This is a genomic window from Aquibacillus sediminis (genome assembly GCF_005870085.1).
Classification (GTDB): Bacteria; Bacillota; Bacilli; order Bacillales; family Amphibacillaceae; genus Aquibacillus_E; species Aquibacillus_E sediminis.
In genome coordinates this window covers 14,525-35,568 of record NZ_SZNM01000022.1, presented here as the reverse complement: position 1 = coordinate 35,568, position 21,044 = coordinate 14,525, and the positions used below count along the sequence as shown (strand labels likewise).

The 21,044-nt window shown below is 39.8% G+C and carries 29 protein-coding genes; all 29 read left to right on the top strand.

The genetic code is table 11. The features are described from left to right. The first annotated feature begins 48 nt into the window (after positions 1-48). The 29 genes from rpoC (at position 49) to FCI53_RS16565 (ending at position 20,571) form a co-directional block, all read left to right on the top strand. Positions 49-3,663, top strand: a complete 3,615-nt coding sequence (gene rpoC / locus FCI53_RS16705; protein WP_138420185.1) for a DNA-directed RNA polymerase subunit beta' — start codon at positions 49-51, stop codon at positions 3,661-3,663. 137 nt (positions 3,664-3,800) lie between these two features. Next, positions 3,801-4,052: a 50S ribosomal protein L7ae-like protein gene (locus tag FCI53_RS16700; RefSeq protein WP_138420184.1), complete on the top strand. Its 252-nt coding sequence runs from the start codon at positions 3,801-3,803 to the stop codon at positions 4,050-4,052. Positions 4,053-4,264: 212 nt separating this feature from the next. Then, positions 4,265-4,681: a 30S ribosomal protein S12 gene (gene rpsL, locus FCI53_RS16695; protein WP_138420183.1), complete on the top strand. Its 417-nt coding sequence runs from the start codon at positions 4,265-4,267 to the stop codon at positions 4,679-4,681. A 42-nt stretch (positions 4,682-4,723) separates the two neighbouring features. Next, positions 4,724-5,194: a 30S ribosomal protein S7 gene (gene rpsG / locus FCI53_RS16690; RefSeq protein ID WP_138420182.1), complete on the top strand. Its 471-nt coding sequence runs from the start codon at positions 4,724-4,726 to the stop codon at positions 5,192-5,194. A 280-nt stretch (positions 5,195-5,474) separates the two neighbouring features. Beyond that, entirely contained in the window at positions 5,475-7,553 is a 2,079-nt protein-coding gene (gene fusA, locus FCI53_RS16685; protein WP_138420181.1) for an elongation factor G, read from the top strand. A 127-nt stretch (positions 7,554-7,680) separates the two neighbouring features. Next, positions 7,681-8,871 carry an elongation factor Tu gene (tuf, locus tag FCI53_RS16680; RefSeq protein ID WP_138420180.1) on the top strand — a complete coding sequence of 397 codons (1,191 nt, stop codon included), beginning with the start codon at positions 7,681-7,683 and terminating at the stop codon, positions 8,869-8,871. 544 nt (positions 8,872-9,415) lie between these two features. After that, positions 9,416-9,724: a 30S ribosomal protein S10 gene (rpsJ, locus tag FCI53_RS16675; protein WP_138420179.1), complete on the top strand. Its 309-nt coding sequence runs from the start codon at positions 9,416-9,418 to the stop codon at positions 9,722-9,724. Between the two features lie 28 nt (positions 9,725-9,752). Continuing rightward, a complete protein-coding gene (gene rplC, locus FCI53_RS16670; protein WP_138420178.1) occupies positions 9,753-10,382 on the top strand; it encodes a 50S ribosomal protein L3 in 630 nt (209 codons plus the stop codon). Between the two features lie 25 nt (positions 10,383-10,407). Next, the gene (rplD, locus tag FCI53_RS16665) at positions 10,408-11,031 is read left to right on the top strand and encodes a 50S ribosomal protein L4 (RefSeq protein WP_138420177.1); all 624 of its coding nucleotides are present in this window, start codon (positions 10,408-10,410) and stop codon (positions 11,029-11,031) included. Then, positions 11,031-11,321: a 50S ribosomal protein L23 gene (rplW, locus tag FCI53_RS16660; RefSeq protein ID WP_138420176.1), complete on the top strand. Its 291-nt coding sequence runs from the start codon at positions 11,031-11,033 to the stop codon at positions 11,319-11,321. Before rplD ends, rplW begins: the two co-directional genes overlap by 1 nt. A 29-nt stretch (positions 11,322-11,350) precedes the next feature. Continuing rightward, the gene (rplB, locus tag FCI53_RS16655) at positions 11,351-12,181 is read left to right on the top strand and encodes a 50S ribosomal protein L2 (RefSeq protein WP_138420175.1); all 831 of its coding nucleotides are present in this window, start codon (positions 11,351-11,353) and stop codon (positions 12,179-12,181) included. 55 nt (positions 12,182-12,236) lie between these two features. Beyond that, complete coding sequence (gene rpsS / locus FCI53_RS16650; RefSeq protein ID WP_138420174.1) at positions 12,237-12,515, top strand: 30S ribosomal protein S19; 279 nt, start codon at positions 12,237-12,239, stop codon at positions 12,513-12,515. 19 nt (positions 12,516-12,534) lie between these two features. Further along, positions 12,535-12,876, top strand: coding sequence for a 50S ribosomal protein L22 (gene rplV, locus FCI53_RS16645; protein ID WP_138420173.1), 342 nt, complete (start codon positions 12,535-12,537; stop codon positions 12,874-12,876). 3 nt (positions 12,877-12,879) lie between these two features. Beyond that, complete coding sequence (rpsC, locus tag FCI53_RS16640) at positions 12,880-13,521, top strand: 30S ribosomal protein S3 (protein WP_138420172.1); 642 nt, start codon at positions 12,880-12,882, stop codon at positions 13,519-13,521. Positions 13,522-13,539: 18 nt separating this feature from the next. Next, on the top strand, positions 13,540-13,974 hold the full coding sequence (rplP, locus tag FCI53_RS16635; RefSeq protein WP_138420171.1) for a 50S ribosomal protein L16: 435 nt from the start codon (positions 13,540-13,542) through the stop codon (positions 13,972-13,974). Then, the gene (gene rpmC, locus FCI53_RS16630) at positions 13,964-14,164 is read left to right on the top strand and encodes a 50S ribosomal protein L29 (RefSeq protein ID WP_138420170.1); all 201 of its coding nucleotides are present in this window, start codon (positions 13,964-13,966) and stop codon (positions 14,162-14,164) included. Before rplP ends, rpmC begins: the two co-directional genes overlap by 11 nt. Positions 14,165-14,189: 25 nt before the next feature. After that, positions 14,190-14,453 carry a 30S ribosomal protein S17 gene (gene rpsQ, locus FCI53_RS16625; RefSeq protein ID WP_138420169.1) on the top strand — a complete coding sequence of 88 codons (264 nt, stop codon included), beginning with the start codon at positions 14,190-14,192 and terminating at the stop codon, positions 14,451-14,453. A gap of 42 nt (positions 14,454-14,495) precedes the next feature. Then, entirely contained in the window at positions 14,496-14,864 is a 369-nt protein-coding gene (gene rplN / locus FCI53_RS16620) for a 50S ribosomal protein L14 (RefSeq protein ID WP_138420168.1), read from the top strand. Positions 14,865-14,904: 40 nt separating this feature from the next. Beyond that, positions 14,905-15,216, top strand: a complete 312-nt coding sequence (rplX, locus tag FCI53_RS16615; protein ID WP_138420167.1) for a 50S ribosomal protein L24 — start codon at positions 14,905-14,907, stop codon at positions 15,214-15,216. Between the two features lie 27 nt (positions 15,217-15,243). Next, positions 15,244-15,783, top strand: a complete 540-nt coding sequence (gene rplE / locus FCI53_RS16610) for a 50S ribosomal protein L5 (RefSeq protein ID WP_138420166.1) — start codon at positions 15,244-15,246, stop codon at positions 15,781-15,783. Between the two features lie 30 nt (positions 15,784-15,813). Next, on the top strand, positions 15,814-15,999 hold the full coding sequence (locus FCI53_RS16605) for a type Z 30S ribosomal protein S14 (RefSeq protein ID WP_138420165.1): 186 nt from the start codon (positions 15,814-15,816) through the stop codon (positions 15,997-15,999). Between the two features lie 29 nt (positions 16,000-16,028). Further along, entirely contained in the window at positions 16,029-16,427 is a 399-nt protein-coding gene (gene rpsH, locus FCI53_RS16600; protein ID WP_138420164.1) for a 30S ribosomal protein S8, read from the top strand. A gap of 28 nt (positions 16,428-16,455) precedes the next feature. After that, positions 16,456-16,992 (top strand): 50S ribosomal protein L6, encoded by a 537-nt coding sequence (rplF, locus tag FCI53_RS16595; RefSeq protein ID WP_138420163.1) that lies wholly within the window; start codon positions 16,456-16,458, stop codon positions 16,990-16,992. Between the two features lie 53 nt (positions 16,993-17,045). Continuing rightward, positions 17,046-17,408, top strand: a complete 363-nt coding sequence (gene rplR, locus FCI53_RS16590; RefSeq protein WP_138420162.1) for a 50S ribosomal protein L18 — start codon at positions 17,046-17,048, stop codon at positions 17,406-17,408. 21 nt (positions 17,409-17,429) lie between these two features. Further along, on the top strand, positions 17,430-17,933 hold the full coding sequence (gene rpsE, locus FCI53_RS16585; RefSeq protein WP_138420161.1) for a 30S ribosomal protein S5: 504 nt from the start codon (positions 17,430-17,432) through the stop codon (positions 17,931-17,933). A 12-nt stretch (positions 17,934-17,945) separates the two neighbouring features. Further along, positions 17,946-18,128 (top strand): 50S ribosomal protein L30, encoded by a 183-nt coding sequence (rpmD, locus tag FCI53_RS16580; protein ID WP_138420160.1) that lies wholly within the window; start codon positions 17,946-17,948, stop codon positions 18,126-18,128. A gap of 30 nt (positions 18,129-18,158) precedes the next feature. After that, positions 18,159-18,596 carry a 50S ribosomal protein L15 gene (gene rplO, locus FCI53_RS16575; protein ID WP_138420159.1) on the top strand — a complete coding sequence of 146 codons (438 nt, stop codon included), beginning with the start codon at positions 18,159-18,161 and terminating at the stop codon, positions 18,594-18,596. Continuing rightward, positions 18,596-19,891 carry a preprotein translocase subunit SecY gene (gene secY / locus FCI53_RS16570; protein WP_138420158.1) on the top strand — a complete coding sequence of 432 codons (1,296 nt, stop codon included), beginning with the start codon at positions 18,596-18,598 and terminating at the stop codon, positions 19,889-19,891. Before rplO ends, secY begins: the two co-directional genes overlap by 1 nt. Positions 19,892-19,920: 29 nt before the next feature. Next, positions 19,921-20,571, top strand: coding sequence for an adenylate kinase (locus FCI53_RS16565; RefSeq protein WP_138420157.1), 651 nt, complete (start codon positions 19,921-19,923; stop codon positions 20,569-20,571). Positions 20,572-21,044 lie beyond the last annotated feature (473 nt).

Sequence of the window (21,044 nt, the reverse complement as noted above, 5' to 3'; positions counted from 1 at the left end):
TGCGTGTTGTTTAAATAAGATTCTGGAAATTAAAGGGAGGTTGACCCCTTGATAGATGTAAATAATTTTGAATTCATGAAAATCGGATTGGCTTCACCAGATAAAATTCGTTCATGGTCTTTTGGTGAAGTGAAAAAACCAGAAACAATTAACTACCGTACATTGAAACCTGAAAAGGATGGACTGTTTTGTGAACGGATCTTTGGACCGCAGAAAGACTGGGAATGTCATTGTGGAAAATACAAACGAGTTCGTTATAAAGGTGTCGTTTGTGACCGCTGTGGTGTAGAAGTAACAAAAGCAAAGGTTCGTCGTGAGCGTATGGGGCATATTGAGTTAGCTGCCCCTGTCTCTCACATTTGGTATTTCAAAGGAATTCCAAGCAGAATGGGTCTTGTGCTGGATATGTCACCGAGGGCGCTGGAAGAAGTAATTTATTTTGCAGCATATATCGTGACCGATGCTGGTGACACCGCATTAGAAAAGAAACAATTATTATCAGAGAAAGAGTATCGTTCTTATCGCGATAAGTATGGCAACTCGTTCCAAGCTGCAATGGGTGCAGAAGCGATTCGAAAACTGTTACAAGATATAGAACTAGAAAAAGAAGTAGATCAGTTACGTGAAGAATTAAAAACTGCGCAAGGTCAGAGAAGAACCCGCGCAATTAAACGATTAGAAGTGCTTGAAGCATTCCGTAACTCTGGAAATGAGCCATCTTGGATGATCTTGGATGTACTACCGATCATTCCGCCTGAGCTACGTCCAATGGTGCAATTAGATGGGGGACGTTTTGCTACTTCTGATTTAAATGATTTGTACCGTCGTGTGATCAACCGTAATAATCGTTTAAAACGACTATTAGACTTAGGTGCACCAAGTATTATTGTTCAAAACGAAAAACGTATGCTACAAGAAGCTGTGGATGCACTTATTGATAATGGTCGTCGTGGACGCCCTGTTACTGGTCCTGGTAATCGCCCACTTAAGTCTCTTTCCCACATGCTTAAAGGGAAACAAGGGCGCTTCCGTCAAAACTTACTAGGTAAACGTGTAGACTACTCGGGACGTTCTGTTATTGTGGTAGGGCCGTCTTTACAAATGTATCAGTGTGGACTACCGAAGGAAATGGCAGTAGAGCTATTTAAACCATTCATTATGAAAGAGTTAGTGGAGAGAGGATTAGCTCATAATATTAAATCTGCTAAACGTAAAATTGAGCGACTACAGCCAGAGGTTTGGGACGTTCTTGAAGAGGTTATTAAGGAGCACCCAGTATTATTAAACCGTGCACCAACACTTCACCGATTAGGTATTCAAGCATTTGAACCTACTTTAGTGGAAGGTCGTGCAATCCGGTTACACCCTCTTGTTTGTACAGCATATAACGCTGACTTTGATGGTGACCAAATGGCTGTTCACGTACCATTATCAGCAGAAGCACAAGCAGAAGCGCGTATTCTAATGTTAGCTGCACAAAACATCTTAAATCCTAAAGATGGTAAACCAGTTGTTACGCCATCACAGGATATGGTACTAGGTAACTACTATCTTACATTAGAACGTGTAGGAGCCGTTGGTGAAGGGATGGCATTTAAAGATTTAAATGAAGCGATGGTTGCCTATCAGAATGGCTATGTGCACTTGCATACTAGAATTGCTGTTCAAGCATCATCACTGAATAATGAAACATTTAATGATGAACAAAGACAAAAATTATTAATCACAACAGTCGGTAAGTTAATCTTTAACGATATACTACCAAATTCATTCCCGTATATGAATGAACCAACGCAACAAAACTTAGAAATTGCTACACCTGAAAAGTATTTTATTGAAAAAGGAACGGATGTTAAAGCAGAGATTGCGAATCGCGAACAAATACTTCCGTTTAAGAAAGGCATTTTAGGAGACATCATTGCTGAAGTGTTTAAACGATTCAAAATTAGTGAAACATCTAAAATGTTAGATAGAATGAAGGACCTAGGATTTAAATACTCTACCAAGGCAGGCATCACAGTAGGTGTTGCTGATATCGTTGTGCTAGCAGAGAAGGAAGAAATCCTAGAGGAAGCACAAGCAAAAGTAGATAAAGTTCTAAAACAATTCCGTCGAGGTTTAATTACGGAAGAAGAACGATATGACCGAGTTATTTCGATATGGTCACAAGCAAAAGATGATATTCAAGATCGTCTAATGCAAAGTCTAAACCCACGAAACCCAATCTTTATGATGAGTGACTCCGGTGCGCGTGGTAATGCATCAAACTTCACTCAGCTTGCTGGTATGCGTGGATTAATGGCAAACCCATCTGGGCGTATCATCGAATTACCGATTAAATCAAGTTTCCGTGAAGGTTTAACAGTATTGGAATACTTTATTTCTACTCACGGTGCTCGTAAAGGTCTAGCAGATACTGCGCTTAAGACGGCAGACTCTGGTTACCTAACCCGTCGATTAGTCGATGTGGCACAAGATGTTATTATCCGTGAAGATGACTGTGGAACAGATCGAGGTTTAACTGTTGCGTCGATTAAAGAAGGAACAGAAATGATCGAGCCTCTTATCGACCGGTTAATTGGTAGAACTGCCTTCCAAAATGTTCGTCATCCTGAATCAGGAGAAATTCTTGTAACTAAGAATGAAGTGATTCACGAAGATGTTGCGAAACAAATCGTCGATGCAGGTATTGAAGAAGTGGTTATTCGCTCTGTATTTACATGTAACACGAAGCATGGTGCATGTAAGAAATGTTATGGACGTAACTTAGCTACAGGTCAAGAAGTAGAAGTTGGAGAAGCTGTTGGTATTATTGCAGCTCAATCTATTGGTGAGCCAGGTACCCAGCTTACTATGCGTACATTCCACACTGGTGGTGTAGCAGGAAGCGATATTACACAGGGTCTTCCGCGTATTCAAGAGATCTTTGAAGCACGTAATCCAAAAGGGCAGGCAATTATTTCACAAGTATACGGTACTGTCCAAGATATAAGTGAAGTGAAGGATAAACAAGAAATAGTTATTCAAGGTGAAGTAGAAAATCACACTTATACTGTTCCGTATGGCGCGCGATTGAAAGTAAGTATTGGGGATAAAATTGAAGCCGGTCAAGAATTGAATGAAGGTTCGATTGATCCGAAAGAATTACTGAAGATTAGAGGAATCGACGGTGTTCAACAATACTTACTAAAAGAAGTGCAAAAAGTTTATCGGATGCAAGGGGTTGAAATTGGCGATAAACACGTAGAGGTGATGGTTCGTCAAATGATGCGTAAAATACGTGTTTCCGATGCTGGAGATACGGAAGTATTACCAGGTTCTCTACTAGAAATTCACCAGTTTAGAGACGCAAACAAGAAGGTATTACACGAAGGAAACAATCCGGCAACAGGTAAGCCTGTTCTATTGGGTATTACCAAGGCATCACTTGAGACAGATTCATTCTTATCTGCGGCGTCATTCCAAGAAACAACACGTGTGTTAACTGATGCAGCAATTAAAGGTAAACGTGATGAATTACTAGGTCTAAAAGAGAATGTAATTATTGGTAAACTCGTGCCTGCTGGTACTGGTATGCAAAGGTATCGAAAAATCAGTGCGGAAACAGAAGAAGTGATGGAGGAGCCAACAGAGGATTCGATCACTGAAGAGGTTACGCAATAAAAAGTTGCTGTTTTGATTAAACAAGAAATCATAGCGGGAGCACCTTAAAACATTTAAATACTAGTTGACATTCATAAATTTGAATGATACTATATTCAAGGTGCTTCCGTTATTACTTGTTGCTTTGGAGGATATCAATGTCTTATGAAAAAGTAGCACAAGCAACCACAGGCTTAATAATTGGCACAAAACAGTCGATCAAAGCCATGAAAACTGGCAAAGTTACTGAAGTTGTTATTGCTGATGATGCTGATCAGCATATAACGAATAAAGTCTCACGTCTAGCAGAGGAATTAAACATTCCATGTAACCATGTTGACTCAATGAAGAAGTTGGGTAAAACATGCGGAATAGATGTAGGCACAGCGACAGTTGCGATAAAAAAATAAAAGTTTTGGCGAGAACGAATACTAAACTTTTCGCGAAAGCTTTGTTTTTTGCCCAGTAATGAACCACCTGGATATGTGGAATTACAAACCTATCCATATCAATTGTTCCTAAAGGATTAAATTGATTGATAGTCAGGATTTATTAGTTACTTTCAGTAGAAAATAGACTACATGAAAGACAAAATAGTTAACAGAGGAAAGGAGGAAAACAAATGCCTACTATTAACCAACTAGTACGAAAAGGTCGTGTGAGTAAAGGAAAAAAATCTGACTCACCGGCATTGAACAAAGGTTATAATAGTTTCAAAAAGACTTTAACAAACGAATCTTCACCACAAAAACGCGGGGTTTGTACACGTGTTGGTACCCTTACTCCAAAGAAACCGAACTCTGCTTTACGTAAATATGCACGTGTTCGTTTAACAAATGGAATTGAGGTAACAGCGTACATTCCTGGTATTGGCCACAACCTACAAGAACACAGTGTTGTGCTTATCCGTGGTGGACGTGTTAAAGACTTACCTGGTGTTCGTTACCATATTGTACGTGGAGCGTTAGACACTGCTGGAGTAGAAGGTCGTGCACAAGGTCGTTCAAAATATGGAACGAAAAGACCTAAAAAGAAATAAATAATTTGATTCTATCAACGAAAAAGGAAGGAGGGGAGACATATGCCACGTAAAGGACCAGTACCAAAGCGTGATGTCTTACCAGATCCGTTACACAACTCAAAGCTTGTAACTCGTTTAATCAACCAAATCATGATGGACGGTAAGAGAGGTAAAGCGCAAAAAATTCTTTATAAAGCATTCGACCTAGTTCAAGAACGTAGTGGTCAAGACCCTATGGAAGTATTTGAACAGGCAATGAAAAACGTAATGCCAGTTCTTGAAGTACGTGCGCGTCGTGTTGGTGGTTCAAACTACCAGGTGCCAGTTGAAGTGCGCCCTGAACGTCGTCAAGCACTAGGACTACGATACATTGTAAACTATTCTCGTCTACGCGGTGAGAAAACAATGGAAGAACGTCTTGCGAATGAAATTCTTGATGCTTCAAACAACACTGGTGCATCTGTTAAGAAACGAGAAGACATGCACAAAATGGCTGAAGCAAACAAAGCATTTGCTCACTATCGTTGGTAAGTTTCTATCTAGTAAAAGAGAAGATTGGCTACGTTTGCTAAATAGGCAAACCAAGCCTTTTAATCTTCTATATTTCCCCTGTTGATAGCTGATTTTTGTTCGATCGTTTCTATTGAAACGTCGAACAAACCTACATATATGAGATATACGTTTATTTTTTTACAAACCTGCAAAGACTATTCTTTGTGAGGAAAATGTAGGTAATAGGGAACTAGTTCAAAGGAGACCAAAAGACCAACAATTATCAATCTAATATTACGAACAGGAAGGAGAAATACGTATGCCTAGAGAGTTCTCCTTGGAAAAGACACGTAATATCGGTATCATGGCACACATTGATGCTGGTAAGACAACAGCTACCGAGCGTATTCTTTTCTATACAGGACGTATCCATAAAATTGGAGAAACACACGAAGGTGCTTCTCAAATGGACTGGATGGAGCAGGAGCAAGAGCGTGGTATTACAATCACATCTGCTGCAACAACTGCTCAATGGAAAGGTCATCGTATCAACATCATTGATACCCCGGGACACGTTGACTTCACAGTAGAGGTTGAACGTTCCTTACGTGTACTTGATGGTTCTGTTGCAGTGCTTGACGCACAGTCTGGTGTTGAACCACAAACTGAAACAGTTTGGCGCCAAGCAACAACTTACGGTGTACCACGTATTGTTTTTGTTAATAAAATGGATAAGGTCGGAGCAGATTTCTTATATTCTGTTGGAACATTATCGGACCGTTTGGGTGCGAATGCTCATCCTGTACAATTACCTATTGGTGCAGAGGATGACTTCGAAGGAATTATCGACCTGATTAATATGGAAGCACATTTCTACTTGGATGATTTAGGAACTCGTTCAGAAGCAAGACCGATTCCTGATGAATACAAGGAGCAAGCTGAAGAGTACCGTACAAGCCTACTTGAAGCAGTTTCTGAGTTAGATGAAGATCTAATGATGAAATACCTAGAAGGGGAAGAGATTTCAAACGAGGAGCTAAAAGTAGCTGTTCGTAAAGCAACGTTAGGTGTCGAATTCTACCCTGTATTCTGTGGTTCTGCTTTCAAAAACAAAGGTGTGCAACTATTAATTGATGGTGTGCTTGATTACCTACCATCACCTTTAGATGTACCTCCAATTGAAGGTCATGCAGTAGGTTCTGAAGAAGCGATTGTCAGAAAACCTGATGATAAAGAACCATTCTCTGCTTTAGCATTTAAAGTTGCAACAGACCCTTATGTTGGTAAATTGACATTCTTCCGTGTCTATTCAGGGACGTTAAATTCAGGATCCTATATTAAGAACTCTACGAAAGATAAGCGTGAACGTGTAGGACGTATTCTGCAAATGCACGCAAACTCTCGTGAAGAGATCTCTACTGTATATGCTGGGGATATTGCTGGTGCAGTAGGTCTAAAAGATACTGGTACTGGTGACACACTATGTGATGAGAAGAGTTTAGTAATTCTTGAGTCAATGGAATTCCCTGAGCCAGTTATATCTGTTGCGATTGAGCCTAAGTCAAAAGCAGACCAAGATAAAATGTCTGTTGCATTAGGTAAATTAGCAGAGGAAGACCCAACATTCAAAGCTGAAACAGACAATGAAACAGGACAAACGATTATCTCTGGTATGGGTGAGCTTCACCTAGATATCATTGTTGACCGTTTGAAACGTGAATTTAAAGTAGAAGCAAATGTAGGTGCTCCTCAAGTATCTTACCGTGAAACGTTCCGTGGTTCTGCGGAAGTTGAAGGTAAATTCGTTCGTCAATCCGGTGGTCGTGGACAATTCGGTCACGTATGGGTTAAATTTGAACCTAACGACGAAGGTGCTGGATTTGAGTTCGTAAACAAAATCGTTGGTGGTGCTGTTCCACGTGAATACATCCCATCTGTTGAAGCTGGTATTAAAGAAGCAATGGAAACCGGTGTTGTTGCGGGTTATCCATTAATCGATGTAAAAGCTACATTATTTGACGGTAGTTACCATGACGTCGATTCCAACGAAATGGCGTTTAAAGTAGCTGCATCAATGGCACTTAAAGCTGCCAAAAATAAATGTCAACCAGTTCTACTTGAACCAATGATGAAAGTAGAAGTTGTTATTCCTGAAGAATACATGGGTGACATCATGGGTGACGTAACATCCCGTCGTGGACGCGTAGAAGGCATGGAAGCACGTGGACCAGCACAAGTTGTTAAAGCCTTCGTTCCACTTTCTGAAATGTTTGGTTACGCAACTGCACTACGTTCGAACACACAAGGACGCGGGACTTATACAATGCACTTCAGCCATTATGAAGAAACACCAAAGAGCATTACAGAAGAAATTGCTAAGAAAAATGCAGGAGAATAATTGATTTTTTTGCAATTGTGAAGTATAAATTGTATTGTAGGCATAGAAATGGTGAAATACATTATTTCTATGCTAAACATAAAACAAGTTTAAAAATACTTTTACTTACTTAAAGGAGGAACTATAAATGGGTAAAGAAAAATTTGATCGCTCCAAAGATCACGTAAATATTGGTACAATTGGTCACGTTGACCACGGTAAAACTACATTAACAGCTGCAATCACTACTTGCCTACACAACCGTTCAGGCTCTGGTGAAGCAATGGCATATGACCAAATTGATGGTGCGCCAGAAGAAAGAGAACGTGGAATCACAATCTCAACTGCACACGTTGAGTATGAAACTGACAACCGACACTATGCACACGTTGACTGCCCAGGTCACGCTGACTACGTTAAAAACATGATCACTGGTGCAGCACAAATGGACGGAGCTATTCTTGTAGTATCTGCTGCAGATGGTCCAATGCCACAAACTCGTGAGCACATCCTACTTTCACGTCAGGTTGGTGTACCTGCGATCGTAGTATTCCTAAACAAATGTGACATGGTAGACGATGAAGAGCTACTTGAACTAGTTGAAATGGAAGTACGTGACCTACTATCTGAGTACGACTTCCCTGGTGATGACGTACCAGTAATTAAAGGTTCTGCTCTTAAAGCACTTGAAGGTGACGAAGAGTATGTAAATGCAATCTTCGAACTAATGGATGCTGTTGATGAGTACATCCCAAGACCTGACCGTGACACTGAAAAACCATTCATGATGCCAGTTGAGGACGTATTCTCAATCACTGGTCGTGGTACTGTTGCAACAGGACGTGTTGAACGTGGTGTTGTAAAAGTTGGTGACGAAGTTGATATCATCGGTCTTGCTGAAGAGTCTGCAAAAACTACTGTAACTGGTGTTGAAATGTTCCGTAAGCTTCTAGACTATGCTGAAGCTGGTGACAACATTGGTGCACTACTACGTGGTGTTGCACGTGAAGATATCGGTCGTGGACAAGTACTGGCTAAGCCTGGTTCTATTACTCCACACACTAATTTCAAAGCAGAAGTTTATGTACTATCAAAAGAAGAAGGTGGCCGTCACACGCCATTCTTTGGCAACTATCGTCCACAGTTCTACTTCCGTACAACTGACGTAACTGGTGTTATCAACCTTCCAGAAGGTGTTGAAATGGTAATGCCTGGTGACAACGTTGAAATGACAGTTGAACTTATCTCTCCAATTGCGATTGAAGAAGGAACTAAGTTCTCTATCCGTGAAGGTGGCCGTACAGTAGGCGCTGGCGTTGTTGCTTCAATCCAACAATAATTAAACTTATTGCAAACAGGTAGTGATCCATTCACTACCTGTTTTTTATCGTTTAGAAGGTAATGGGGTTTAGTATCTAACTTATGCGTTTTGTTATGATGTCAATATATCTACAAGATCAACGTTGTAGAGTAGGTAGCAATCCGATTAAAAAATAGTATTGAGAAGATTTATGAAAAATAGATTATTATTATTACATTGGTAAATTTAGATAAATACATATTAGACTTGAAACGATAGTAGTGCTCGTGTATAATACAAAAAGTGTGAGGATGTTGTAACGACTTCAAACAGTTAAATCAGTTTAGTACATGTATATGTACTGATATGATCGTTATGCAAGGAGAGTTTCATAACTTTTGAACTTTATGCGCTATCCTCTTGCATTAACCAACATTTTTCGATATAATGAATAATGTTGGTCATAAATAAGGCGATGATGCGGAAGGTTGTTGACACACCCGGCCCCTTTGCCATGGCGGGTTGTTAAGGAATTTTCGCGGAGAATGTCTGTTAAAAAAATGGGCGAAAAGGAGGGAAAGTAATGGCAAATGAAAAAATTAGAATTCGTTTAAAAGCGTATGATCACCGTATTTTAGATCAGTCTGCTGAAAAGATTGTAGATACTGCAAAGCGTTCTGGTGCAGGTGTTTCTGGGCCAATTCCATTGCCAACAGAAAGATCTGTTTACACAGTATTGCGTGCGGTACACAAGTACAAAGATGCTCGTGAACAATTTGAAATGCGTACACATAAACGTTTGATTGATATTGTTAGTCCTACACCTAAAACAGTAGACTCGCTAATGCGTTTAGACTTACCATCTGGTGTGGATATTGAAATTAAATTATAAAAGATATTATTAATAGGAGGTGTGACGGATGACGAAAGGAATCTTAGGACGTAAAATCGGCATGACTCAACTTTTCTCTGAAAACGGAGAGTTGACACCAGTTACTGTTATTCAAGCTGATCCTAATGTTGTTCTTCAAAAGAAAACAGAAGAAAACGACGGTTATGAAGCAATACAAATCGGTTTTGCTGATCAAAAAGAAAATCGAGTTAACAAACCAGAAAAAGGTCATGCAGACAAAGCAAACACAACCCCTAAGCGCTTCATTCGTGAAATCCGTAACGCGAATCTTGATGACTATGAAGTTGGTCAAGAACTTAGCGTAGAGATTTTCCAAACTGGAGACGTTGTTGATGTAACAGGTACTTCTAAAGGTAAAGGATTCCAAGGTTCTATTAAGAGACACAACCAATCTCGTGGACCTATGACACACGGATCTCGTTACCATAGAGGACCAGGTGCAATGGGTGTCATTGACCCTATGCGCGTTTTTAAAGGTAAAAATCTACCTGGACAAATGGGTGGAGAGCAAGTTACAATGCAAAACCTAGAAATCGTAAAAGTAGATCCAGAGCGTAACCTATTATTGGTTAAAGGTAACGTGCCTGGCGCAAAGAAATCATTCGTTAAAATTACGAGTGCAGTAAAGGCTAACTAATCACAAATTGAAGGGAGGATATGTCATGCCTAAAGTAGCACTATATAACCAAAGCGGATCGCAAGTAGGCGATGTAGAATTAAACGATGCGGTTTTCGGAATTGAACCAAACACACATGTACTACATGATGCAGTAGTTATGCAGCAGGCTTCTTTACGCCAAGGAACACACGCTGTAAAAAATCGCTCAAAAGTAAGTGGCGGTGGACGTAAGCCATGGCGCCAAAAGGGAACTGGACGTGCGCGTCAAGGTTCTATTCGTTCCCCACAATGGGTTGGCGGTGGAACAGTTTTCGGTCCAACACCAAGAAGTTATAGCTATAAACTACCTAAAAAGGTTCGTAGATTAGCTCTGAAATCAGCTTATTCTTCTAAAATTAAGGAAGACAATTTAGTTGTTCTCGATTCTCTAGCTTTTGATGCTCCAAAAACTAAAGAAGTTGTTAATCTTCTTTCAGCATTAAATGTAAATGAGAAAGCACTAATTGTGACAGCTGGAAATGACGAAGTTGTAGCTCGTTCAGCTAACAACTTGCAAAATGTAAAAGCCTTGACTGTAAGTGAAGTTAATGTAATTGACTTGCTTACGCATGACAAGCTGATCTTGACTAAAGAGGCAGCTGATAAAGTAGGGGAGGTGCTTGCATAATGAAAGACGTACGTGATATCATTAAGCGCCCTGTCATTACTGAACACTCTGCAGATTTAATGGCAGAGAAGAAGTATACATTCGAAGTTGACACAAAAGCAAACAAAACCCAAATCAAAGATGCAGTTGAATCAATCTTTGGTGTTAAAGTGGAGCAAGTGAACACAATTAATAAAAAAGGTAAATACAAGCGTATGGGAAGATATGGTGGATATCGCCCGGATCGCAAAAAAGCCATTGTTCAACTTTCAGAAGATAGTAAAGAACTTGAATTCTTTGAAGGTGTATAAAAATTTAACTGAGAAGGAGGGAAATAAAGATGGCGATTAAGAAGTATAAACCAACTTCAAATGGTCGACGTGGTATGTCAGGGTCAGATTTTGCTGAAATCACTACTGATCAACCTGAAAAATCCCTACTAAGTCCATTACACAAACGTGGTGGTCGTAACAACAAAGGGAGATTAACAGTTCGTCATCAAGGTGGCGGTCATAAGCGTCAGTATCGTATCATTGACTTCAAACGTGATAAAGATGGAATACCAGGACGCGTTGCTACTATTGAGTACGATCCAAACCGTACTGCAAACATTGCACTAATTAACTATGTAGATGGTGAAAAACGCTACATTCTAGCACCAAAAGGTCTTAAAGTAGGTACTGAAATTATTTCTGGTGAAGAAGCAGATATCAAACTAGGAAATGCATTACCACTTAAAAACATTCCTGTAGGTACAATCGTTCATAACATTGAACTTAAACCAGGACGTGGCGGTCAACTAGCTCGTTCAGCTGGTTCACAAGCACAAATCCTAGGTCGTGAAGACAAATATGTACTAGTTCGCTTATCTTCTGGTGAAGTTCGACTAGTGTTAGGTACTTGCCGTGCTACAGTAGGTCAAGTAGGTAACTTAGAACACGAACTTATCAGCGTTGGTAAAGCTGGACGTTCTCGTTGGCAAGGTAAGCGCCCAACTGTTCGTGGTTCTGTAATGAACCCTAACGATCACCCACACGGTGGTGGTGAAGGACGCGCACCAATCGGACGTAAATCACCAATGTCTCCGTGGGGCAAACCAACACTTGGTTACAAGACACGTCAGCGTAATAAACCATCAGATAAGTACATTGTACGTAAACGTAAAAAATAACGGGGTTGCATGACGGGAAAAAACCCGTCTGTCAATCGCGAAGGGAGGTTTATGTATGGGTCGCAGTTTGAAAAAAGGACCTTTCGCAGATGACCATTTAATGAAAAAGGTAGAAAAATTGAACGAAGATAATAAGAAGCAAGTTGTGAAGACTTGGTCACGTCGTTCTACTATATTCCCTAATTTTGTCGGACATACCATCGCAGTTTATGACGGACGTAAACACGTACCTGTTTATGTAACTGAAGACATGGTAGGACATAAACTAGGTGAATTCGCGCCAACCCGCACTTTCAAAGGGCATTCTGGCGATGATAAGAAAACAAAACGCTAAATGAGAGGAGGCACTCTTGATGCAAGCTAAAGCTGTTGCAAAAACTGTTCGTATAGCTCCTCGTAAAGTTCGTTTGGTTATTGATTTAATCCGAGGAAAAAGTGTAGGAGAAGCAGTTGCAATCTTAAAACACACACAACGTGGTGCATCACCAGTTGTTGAGAAAGTATTACTTTCTGCTGTTGCGAACGCAGAACATAACTATGAAATGAACCCGGATAACTTAGTAGTATCCGAAGCGTATGTAGATGAAGGAGTTACCTTGAAACGTTTCCGCCCTCGTGCGATGGGACGTGCAAGCCAAATCAATAAAAGAACGAGCCACATTACAGTTGTGGTATCAGAAAAGAAGGAGGGATAATCAGTGGGTCAAAAAGTTAATCCGGTAGGTCTTCGTGTCGGCGTTATCCGTGATTGGGAATCCAAATGGTATGCTGGTAAAGACTATGCAGACTTATTACATGAAGATATAAAAGTTCGTGAATATATTGAACAAAGACTAAAGGACGCAGCTGTTTCAGGCATCGAAATCGAACGTGCTGCTAACCGTGTAAATATATCTATTTCAACTGCCAAACCTGGAATGGTAATTGGTAAAGGTGGATCAGAAGTTGAAGCACTACGTAAGTCACTTAATGCACTAACAGGCAAAAGAGTTCATATCAACATTGTTGAAGTGAAGAAGGCTGACGTTGATGCAAAATTAGTAGCTGAAAACATTGCACGTCAATTAGAAAACCGTGTTTCTTTCCGTCGTGCACAAAAGCAAACGATCCAACGCGCTATGCGTGCAGGAGCTAAAGGTATTCGTACAATGGTTTCTGGTCGTCTAGGTGGAGCAGATATGGCTCGTGCAGAACACTATAGTGAAGGAACTGTACCACTACACACTTTACGTGCTGATATCGATTATGGTACTGCTGAAGCAGATACAACATACGGTAAAATCGGTGTAAAAGTGTGGATCTATCGTGGAGAAGTCCTTCCAACAAAAAATAATCAGTAAGGAAGGGGGCTGGGCTCTATGTTAATGCCTAAACGTGTAAAATATCGTAAGCAACATCGTGGAAAAATGAAGGGCCGTGCAAAAGGCGGTACATCAGTCGCTTTTGGTGAATATGGTTTACAAGCAGTTGATGCATCTTGGATCACAAGTAGACAAATTGAGGCAGCGCGTATTGCGATGACTCGTTATATGAAACGTGGCGGTAAAGTTTGGATTAAAATTTTCCCTGATAAGCCGTACACTGCAAAACCTCTTGAAGTTCGTATGGGTTCCGGTAAAGGTGCTCCTGAAGGATGGGTAGCTGTAGTAAAACCAGGAAAAATTATGTTTGAAATTGCTGGAGTTTCTGAAGAGGTGGCACGTGAAGCATTACGTCTTGCTTCTCACAAACTACCGGTTAGAACTAAGTTTGTAAAACGTGAAGAAATTGGTGGTGAAATCAATGAAGGCTAATGAAATTAGAGAACTAACCACTGCCGAAATTGAACAAAAAGTCAAATCTTTAAAAGAAGAACTTTTTAATTTACGTTTTCAATTAGCCACAGGTCAATTGGAAAACACAGCTCGTCTTCGTGAAGTTCGTAAAGCGATCGCGCGCATGAAAACTGTCGTTCGTGAAAGAGAGCTAAGCGTAAATAACTAGTATACACGAGAGGAGGTTAACCTCAATGACTGAACGTAATAATCGTAAAGTATATACTGGACGTGTTGTATCTGACAAGATGGATAAAACAATCACAGTATTAGTTGAAACTTATAAATTCCACAAACTTTATGGCAAACGTGTTAAGTATTCTAAGAAATTCAAAACACATGATGAAAATAACCAAGCTAAAACTGGCGATATCGTAAAAATTATGGAAACTCGCCCACTTTCAGCAACCAAACGATTCCGTCTGGTTGAAGTTGTAGAAGAAGCGGTTATTATTTAATAAAGTTCGCTCGGAAGGATTCCGAAGGGAGGTAACAGCGGTATGATTCAACAAGAATCTCGTTTAAAAGTTGCAGATAACTCTGGTGCTCGTGAAGTTCTTGCGATTAAAGTTCTTGGCGGCTCAGGACGTAAAACAGCTAACATTGGCGATGTAATCGTCTGTACGGTAAAACAGGCAACACCAGGTGGCGTTGTCAAAAAAGGTGAAGTTGTTAGAGCGGTTATCGTACGTTCTAAAAGCGGAGTAAGAAGAAAAGACGGTTCATATATTCGATTCGATGAAAATGCAGCTGTAATTGTACGTGATGATAAAAGTCCACGAGGAACTCGTATCTTTGGACCTGTTGCACGTGAATTACGTGATGCGAAGTTTATGAAAATCGTATCTCTAGCTCCAGAAGTACTATAATGGCAAGTAATGAAAAGCCTTGTAAGGAGGTGCGTTGAGCATGCATGTAAAAAAAGGTGATAAAGTACAGGTGATCACTGGTAAAGATAAAGGCAAACAAGGAGAAATTCTTGAAGCTTATCCTAAGAAAGAACGTGTTCTTGTTGAAGGTGTGAATGTTGTTAAAAAACACGCTAAACCTTCACAAGAAAACCCACAAGGTGGGATTCTTAATCAAGAAGCACCAATTCATGTTTCTAATGTATTACCAATTGATCCTAAGTCTGGCGAACCAACTCGTGTTGGATATGAAGTACGTGACGGAAAGAAAGTTCGTATCGCTAAAAAATCAGGTGAAGCATTAGATAAGTAAAATTAGCGACGAAAGGAGGGCTACTCGATGAACGAACTGAAACAAAGATATAATAGTGAAATCGTTCCATCTTTGGTTGAGAAATTCAACTATGAATCAGTAATGCAAGTACCAAAAGTTGAAAAAATCGTAATTAACATGGGTGTTGGGGATGCAGTACAAAATTCAAAAGCACTTGATAATGCTGTTGAGGAGTTAGCATTAATCTCTGGTCAACAACCTATGATTACAAAAGCTAAAAAATCAATTGCAGGTTTTCGACTACGTGAGGGAATGCCTATCGGGGCTAAAGTAACTCTACGTGGAGAGCGCATGTATGAATTCCTTCAAAAACTTATCGATGTATCACTACCACGTGTACGTGACTTCCGTGGTATTTCGAAAAAGGCTTTTGACGGACGCGGTAATTACACATTAGGTGTGAAAGAACAATTGATTTTCCCAGAAATAAACTATGATAAAGTAAACAAAGTTCGTGGCATGGACATTGTTGTTGTTACAACATCAAACACTGACGAAGAAGCACGTGAACTTTTAACTCAGCTTGGCATGCCTTTCCAAAAATAAGCGTTCGAGCTAAATGAAGGAGGGAAAGTTGTGGCTAAAAAATCAATGGTAGCGAAGCAAAAACGTAAGCAAAAGTTTAAAGTACAAGAATACACTCGTTGCGAACGTTGTGGTCGTCCACATTCTGTAATTCGTAAATTTAAACTTTGCCGTATTTGTTTCCGTGAACTTGCCTACAAAGGTCAAATTCCTGGTGTTAAAAAAGCAAGCTGGTAAACCCCGACTAGGGAAGGAGGTAATATGTAATGGTTATGACAGATCCAATCGCAGATATGCTTACTCGTATTCGTAACGCAAACATGGTACGTCATGAGAAGCTTGAAATTCCTGCATCAAACCTAAAGAAGGAAGTTGCTGACATTCTAAAACGTGAAGGTTTTGTACGTGATTATGAGTTTGTAGAAGATAACAAACAAGGTGTACTTCGTATTTTCCTTAAGTATGGTGCAAGTGAAGAACGAGTAATCACTGGATTAAAACGTATCAGTAAGCCAGGTTTGCGCGTTTATGCAAAAGCCGATGAAGTTCCAAAAGTATTGAACGGCCTTGGAATAGCAATCGTCTCAACATCTAAAGGTGTACTATCTGACAAAGAAGCACGTGAACAAGCTGTTGGTGGCGAAATTTTAGCTTACGTTTGGTAATTATATTGATAAGTTAGGAGGTGTCTGAATGTCTCGTATAGGACTTAAAACGTTAGAAATCCCTGAAGGCGTTGAAGTTAAACTTGATGGTAACGTGGTTACTGTTAAAGGACCAAAAGGTGAACTTAAACGTACTTTCAACGAGGATATGAAAATTGTAATTGAAGATAATGTTCTTTCAGTAGAACGTCCAAGTGATAAAAAAGAACATCGCTCCTTACATGGAACTACTCGTAGTTTAATTGCAAACATGGTTGAAGGAGTTCACAAAGGATTTGAGAAAAGTCTTGAAATCCAAGGTGTTGGGTATCGTGCTCAAAAACAAGGTGATAAAGTTGTGATTAATGCAGGATATTCCCACCCTGTAGAACTAGAAAATCGTGATGGTATTGAAATCGATGTTCCTTCAAACACAAAAGTGGTTGTTAAAGGAATCGATAAGGAATTAGTTGGTGCAGTTGCCGCTAACATCAGAGCCATTCGTCCACCTGAACCTTATAAAGGAAAAGGGATTCGCTATGAAGGCGAATATGTACGTCGTAAAGAAGGTAAAACTGCTAAGTAATGCATGCACAAACCTAAGAAAGGTTAGTTAGGGAACAGAAAGGAGTGACCTAGATGATCACAAAACCTGATAAAAATGCTGTGCGTAAAAAAAGACATCAACGTGTTCGTAAAAACCTTTTTGGAACAGCTGAACGTCCACGTCTAAACGTATACCGTTCAAATAAACACATTTATGCTCAACTTATTGATGACTTAAATGGCAAAACCGTTGCAAGTGCGTCTACTGTAGATAATGAGCTTAAACTTGAATCTACTGGCAATGTGGAAGCAGCAGCAAAAGTTGGCGAATTAGTAGCTAAACGTGCCAAAGAAAATGGATATCAAAACGTGGTGTTTGACCGTGGAGGTTACTTATACCATGGACGTATAAAAGCATTAGCAGATGCTGCCCGCGAGGCAGGTCTTGAATTTTAATTGTAAAAGGAGGGACATATATTGCGTACAAACATTGACCCGAACAAATTAGATTTAGAAGAACGTGTTGTAACGATCAACCGTGTTGCAAAAGTAGTAAAAGGTGGACGTCGTTTCCGCTTTGCTGCACTAGTAGTAGTCGGTGATAAAAATGGCCATGTTGGATTTGGTACTGGTAAAGCACAAGAGGTACCTGATGCAATTAAAAAGGCAATTGATGATGCGAAGAAAAATCTTATTCAAGTACCAATCGTTGGTACTACGATTCCACACGAAATTATTGGTGAATTCGGCGCAGGAAATATCCTAATGAAACCTGCTATAGAAGGTACAGGGGTTATTGCAGGTGGACCTGTTCGTGCTGTGGTTGAACTAGCAGGTATTGGTGATATCGTATCTAAATCCTTAGGTTCAAACACACCTATTAACATGGTACGTGCTACAGTTAACGGTCTAAACGATTTAAAACGTGCCGAAGAAGTTGCAAAACTTCGTGGGAAATCCGTAGAAGAATTGAAAGGATAGGAGGGAAATCAAATGGCTAAACAGTTAGAAATTACCCTCACGCGCAGTGTGATTGGCAGATCAGAATCTCAAAAAGCTACTGTCAAAACACTTGGCTTAAAGAAAATTCGCCAGTCGGTTGTCCGTGAAGATACACCAGCCCTTCGTGGTATGATAGATAAAGTGTCACATTTAGTATCGGTGAAAGAGGTTTAATATAAATAAATTGTAAGAGGAGGTGCTCGCATGAAACTTCATGAATTGAAGCCATCACAAGCTCGTAAAGAACGCAATCGTGTAGGTCGTGGAATGTCTTCAGGTAACGGTAAAACTTCCGGACGTGGCCACAAAGGACAAAAAGCACGTTCTGGCGGGGGTACTCGTCCTGGATTCGAAGGTGGACAAATGCCTCTATTCCAACGACTACCTAAACGTGGATTTACAAACATTCACCGTAAAGAGCTAGCGATTGTGAATCTAGACGCTTTAAATCGTTTTGAAGATGGAACAGAAGTAACACCTGAGCTACTTTTAGAATCAGGCGTTGTAAGCAAGCTTAAAGCAGGTATCAAAGTGCTTGGTAATGGCAATGTTGATAAAAAACTAACCGTAAAAGCTCATAAGTTCTCTGCTTCAGCAAAAGAAGCTATAGAAGCAGCGGGCGGTAAAACTGAGGTGATTTAATGTTTCGTTCCATCTCCAACTTTATGCGCGTGGGTGATATCCGACGAAAGATTATTTTTACCTTATTAATGCTAATTGTATTTAGATTAGGAACATTTATCCCTGTACCTTTTTCATCTAGAGATGCAATTAACTTCATGGATGAACAAAGTGTATTTGGGTTCCTAAATACATTTGGAGGCGGCGCACTGCAGAATTTCTCTATTTTTGCGATGGGGATTATGCCTTACATTACCGCCTCTATTATCATGCAATTATTGCAGATGGATGTTGTGGCAAAGTTTGCTGAATGGAAGAAACAAGGCGAAGTTGGACGTAAGAAATTAGCTCAGTTTACCCGTTATGGGACGATCGTATTAGCTTTTATTCAAGCTATTGGGATGTCCATTGGTTTCAACGCAATGACAAATGGCATGTTAATACAAAACCCTAATGTTGGGAAGTTTCTTATCATTGCTATCGTCTTGACGAGTGGAACTGCATTCTTGATGTGGCTTGGTGAGCAGATTACAGCTAATGGTGTTGGTAATGGTATCTCAATCCTGATCTTTGCTGGTATCGTTGCTGCAGTACCGAATGGTGTGAATCAACTTTACGAACAGTATTTCGGTGGCAATGTCGGTGATGAACTATTTTTAAACATTGTGATCGTCGCATTGATTGTTCTAGTTGTTCTTGCTGTTGTTGTTGGTGTAATCTTTATTCAACAAGCATTGCGTAAGATTCCTATTCAATATGCAAAAAGACTCGAAAACCGTTCACCAGTAGGTGGTCATTCTACACATTTACCATTGAAAGTAAATGCGGCAGGGGTTATTCCAGTAATCTTTGCGATTTCCTTCATCATTGCACCAAGAACTGTTGCAAGTTTCTTTGAAGGTAATGAAGTAGCTGGGGTAATTGCCAATGTTTTTGATTACACAACGCCTATCGGAATGGTAATCTATGTAGCATTAATTATTGCTTTCACTTACTTCTATACATTTGTTCAAGTGAATCCAGAGCAAATGGCTGAAAACTTGAAAAAACAAGGTGGATATATACCAGGGATTCGACCTGGTAACAATACGGAAACCTATCTTACTAGAGTGATGTATCGATTGACTTTCGTAGGATCCATCTTCTTAGCAGCGGTATCTGTACTACCATTAATTTTAGGTAATTTAGCAAATTTACCGCAAGCAGTACAAATTGGTGGAACTAGTTTATTAATTGTTGTCGGGGTTGCTCTTCAAACAATGAAACAACTAGAAAGCCAACTAGTAAAACGACACTACAAAGGGTTCATTAAGTAGTAGTTGAAACGAGAGCGAGGAGAATTTCTGTGAATTTAATCCTTATGGGGCTACCTGGTGCAGGTAAAGGTACACAAGCAGAAAAGATAGTTGAAAAATATCAGATCCCTCATATCTCAACAGGAGATATGTTCCGTTCAGCCATTAAAGAAGGAACGGATCTCGGAAAAAAGGCTAAAGAATTTATGGATCAAGGGGAACTTGTTCCAGACGAAGTTACCATTGGTATTGTGAGAGAACGATTGAGTAAGGATGATTGTGTTAAAGGTTTCCTTTTAGACGGTTTTCCTCGAACCATTGCCCAAGCAGACGCGTTAGAAAATTTATTAGCTGATATGGATCGCAAACTCGATTATGTTCTTCATGTTAACGTACCAAAGGAACAACTCATTGACAGATTAACTGGACGCCGTATCTGTCCGACATGTGGTGCAACTTATCATGTTGAGTATAACCCACCTAAGCAAGAGGGGTTATGTGATAAGGATGGTGCTTCACTTATCCAACGCGAAGATGATCAACCTGAAACTGTAAAGAAACGCCTTGAAGTTAATATAGAGCAAGCACAACCATTGATTGATTTCTATCAAGACAAAGGTTATCTTGCTACTATAGATGGCGCACAAGATATAAACGATGTCTTTGAAAATATTGATGAAAAACTAAAAGATTTAGCATAAGGAATGTTCCTTCTAAAAAATGATTTGATTCTATACTACATTTGGGATTGGATAACATTACTATTAATTTCCTTCCCAGTTTAGATGCAATTCGTTTCAATAAAGGTTATAATGATTTTCGTGATATTTTATCGCGAAGAAGAATTTACAAGTTTCTTAACGCTTTTTCATTACGTAAAACAAGGTGTCCACCTTTCAACTATTTTGTTAAGCATATAATGTCGGAGTCAGTTCATATTCTATTTAAGGTAGAAGGGTCCATCAGTGAGTCTATTTGTCTCATGAAGACCCACTTACTCCACATGTTTATATGCCAGGGGCTTGACAATAACATTGACCTGTTACTCTGTAGTTGGTTAATGGAAGAATAAAGGTGAACGACTCTTATAAAATAATTGGAATGGTTGTCACCCATAATGGCTAGAGGATTGCTCTTTCCATTATATTATAAGGTTATGAGTGTCATAACCTAA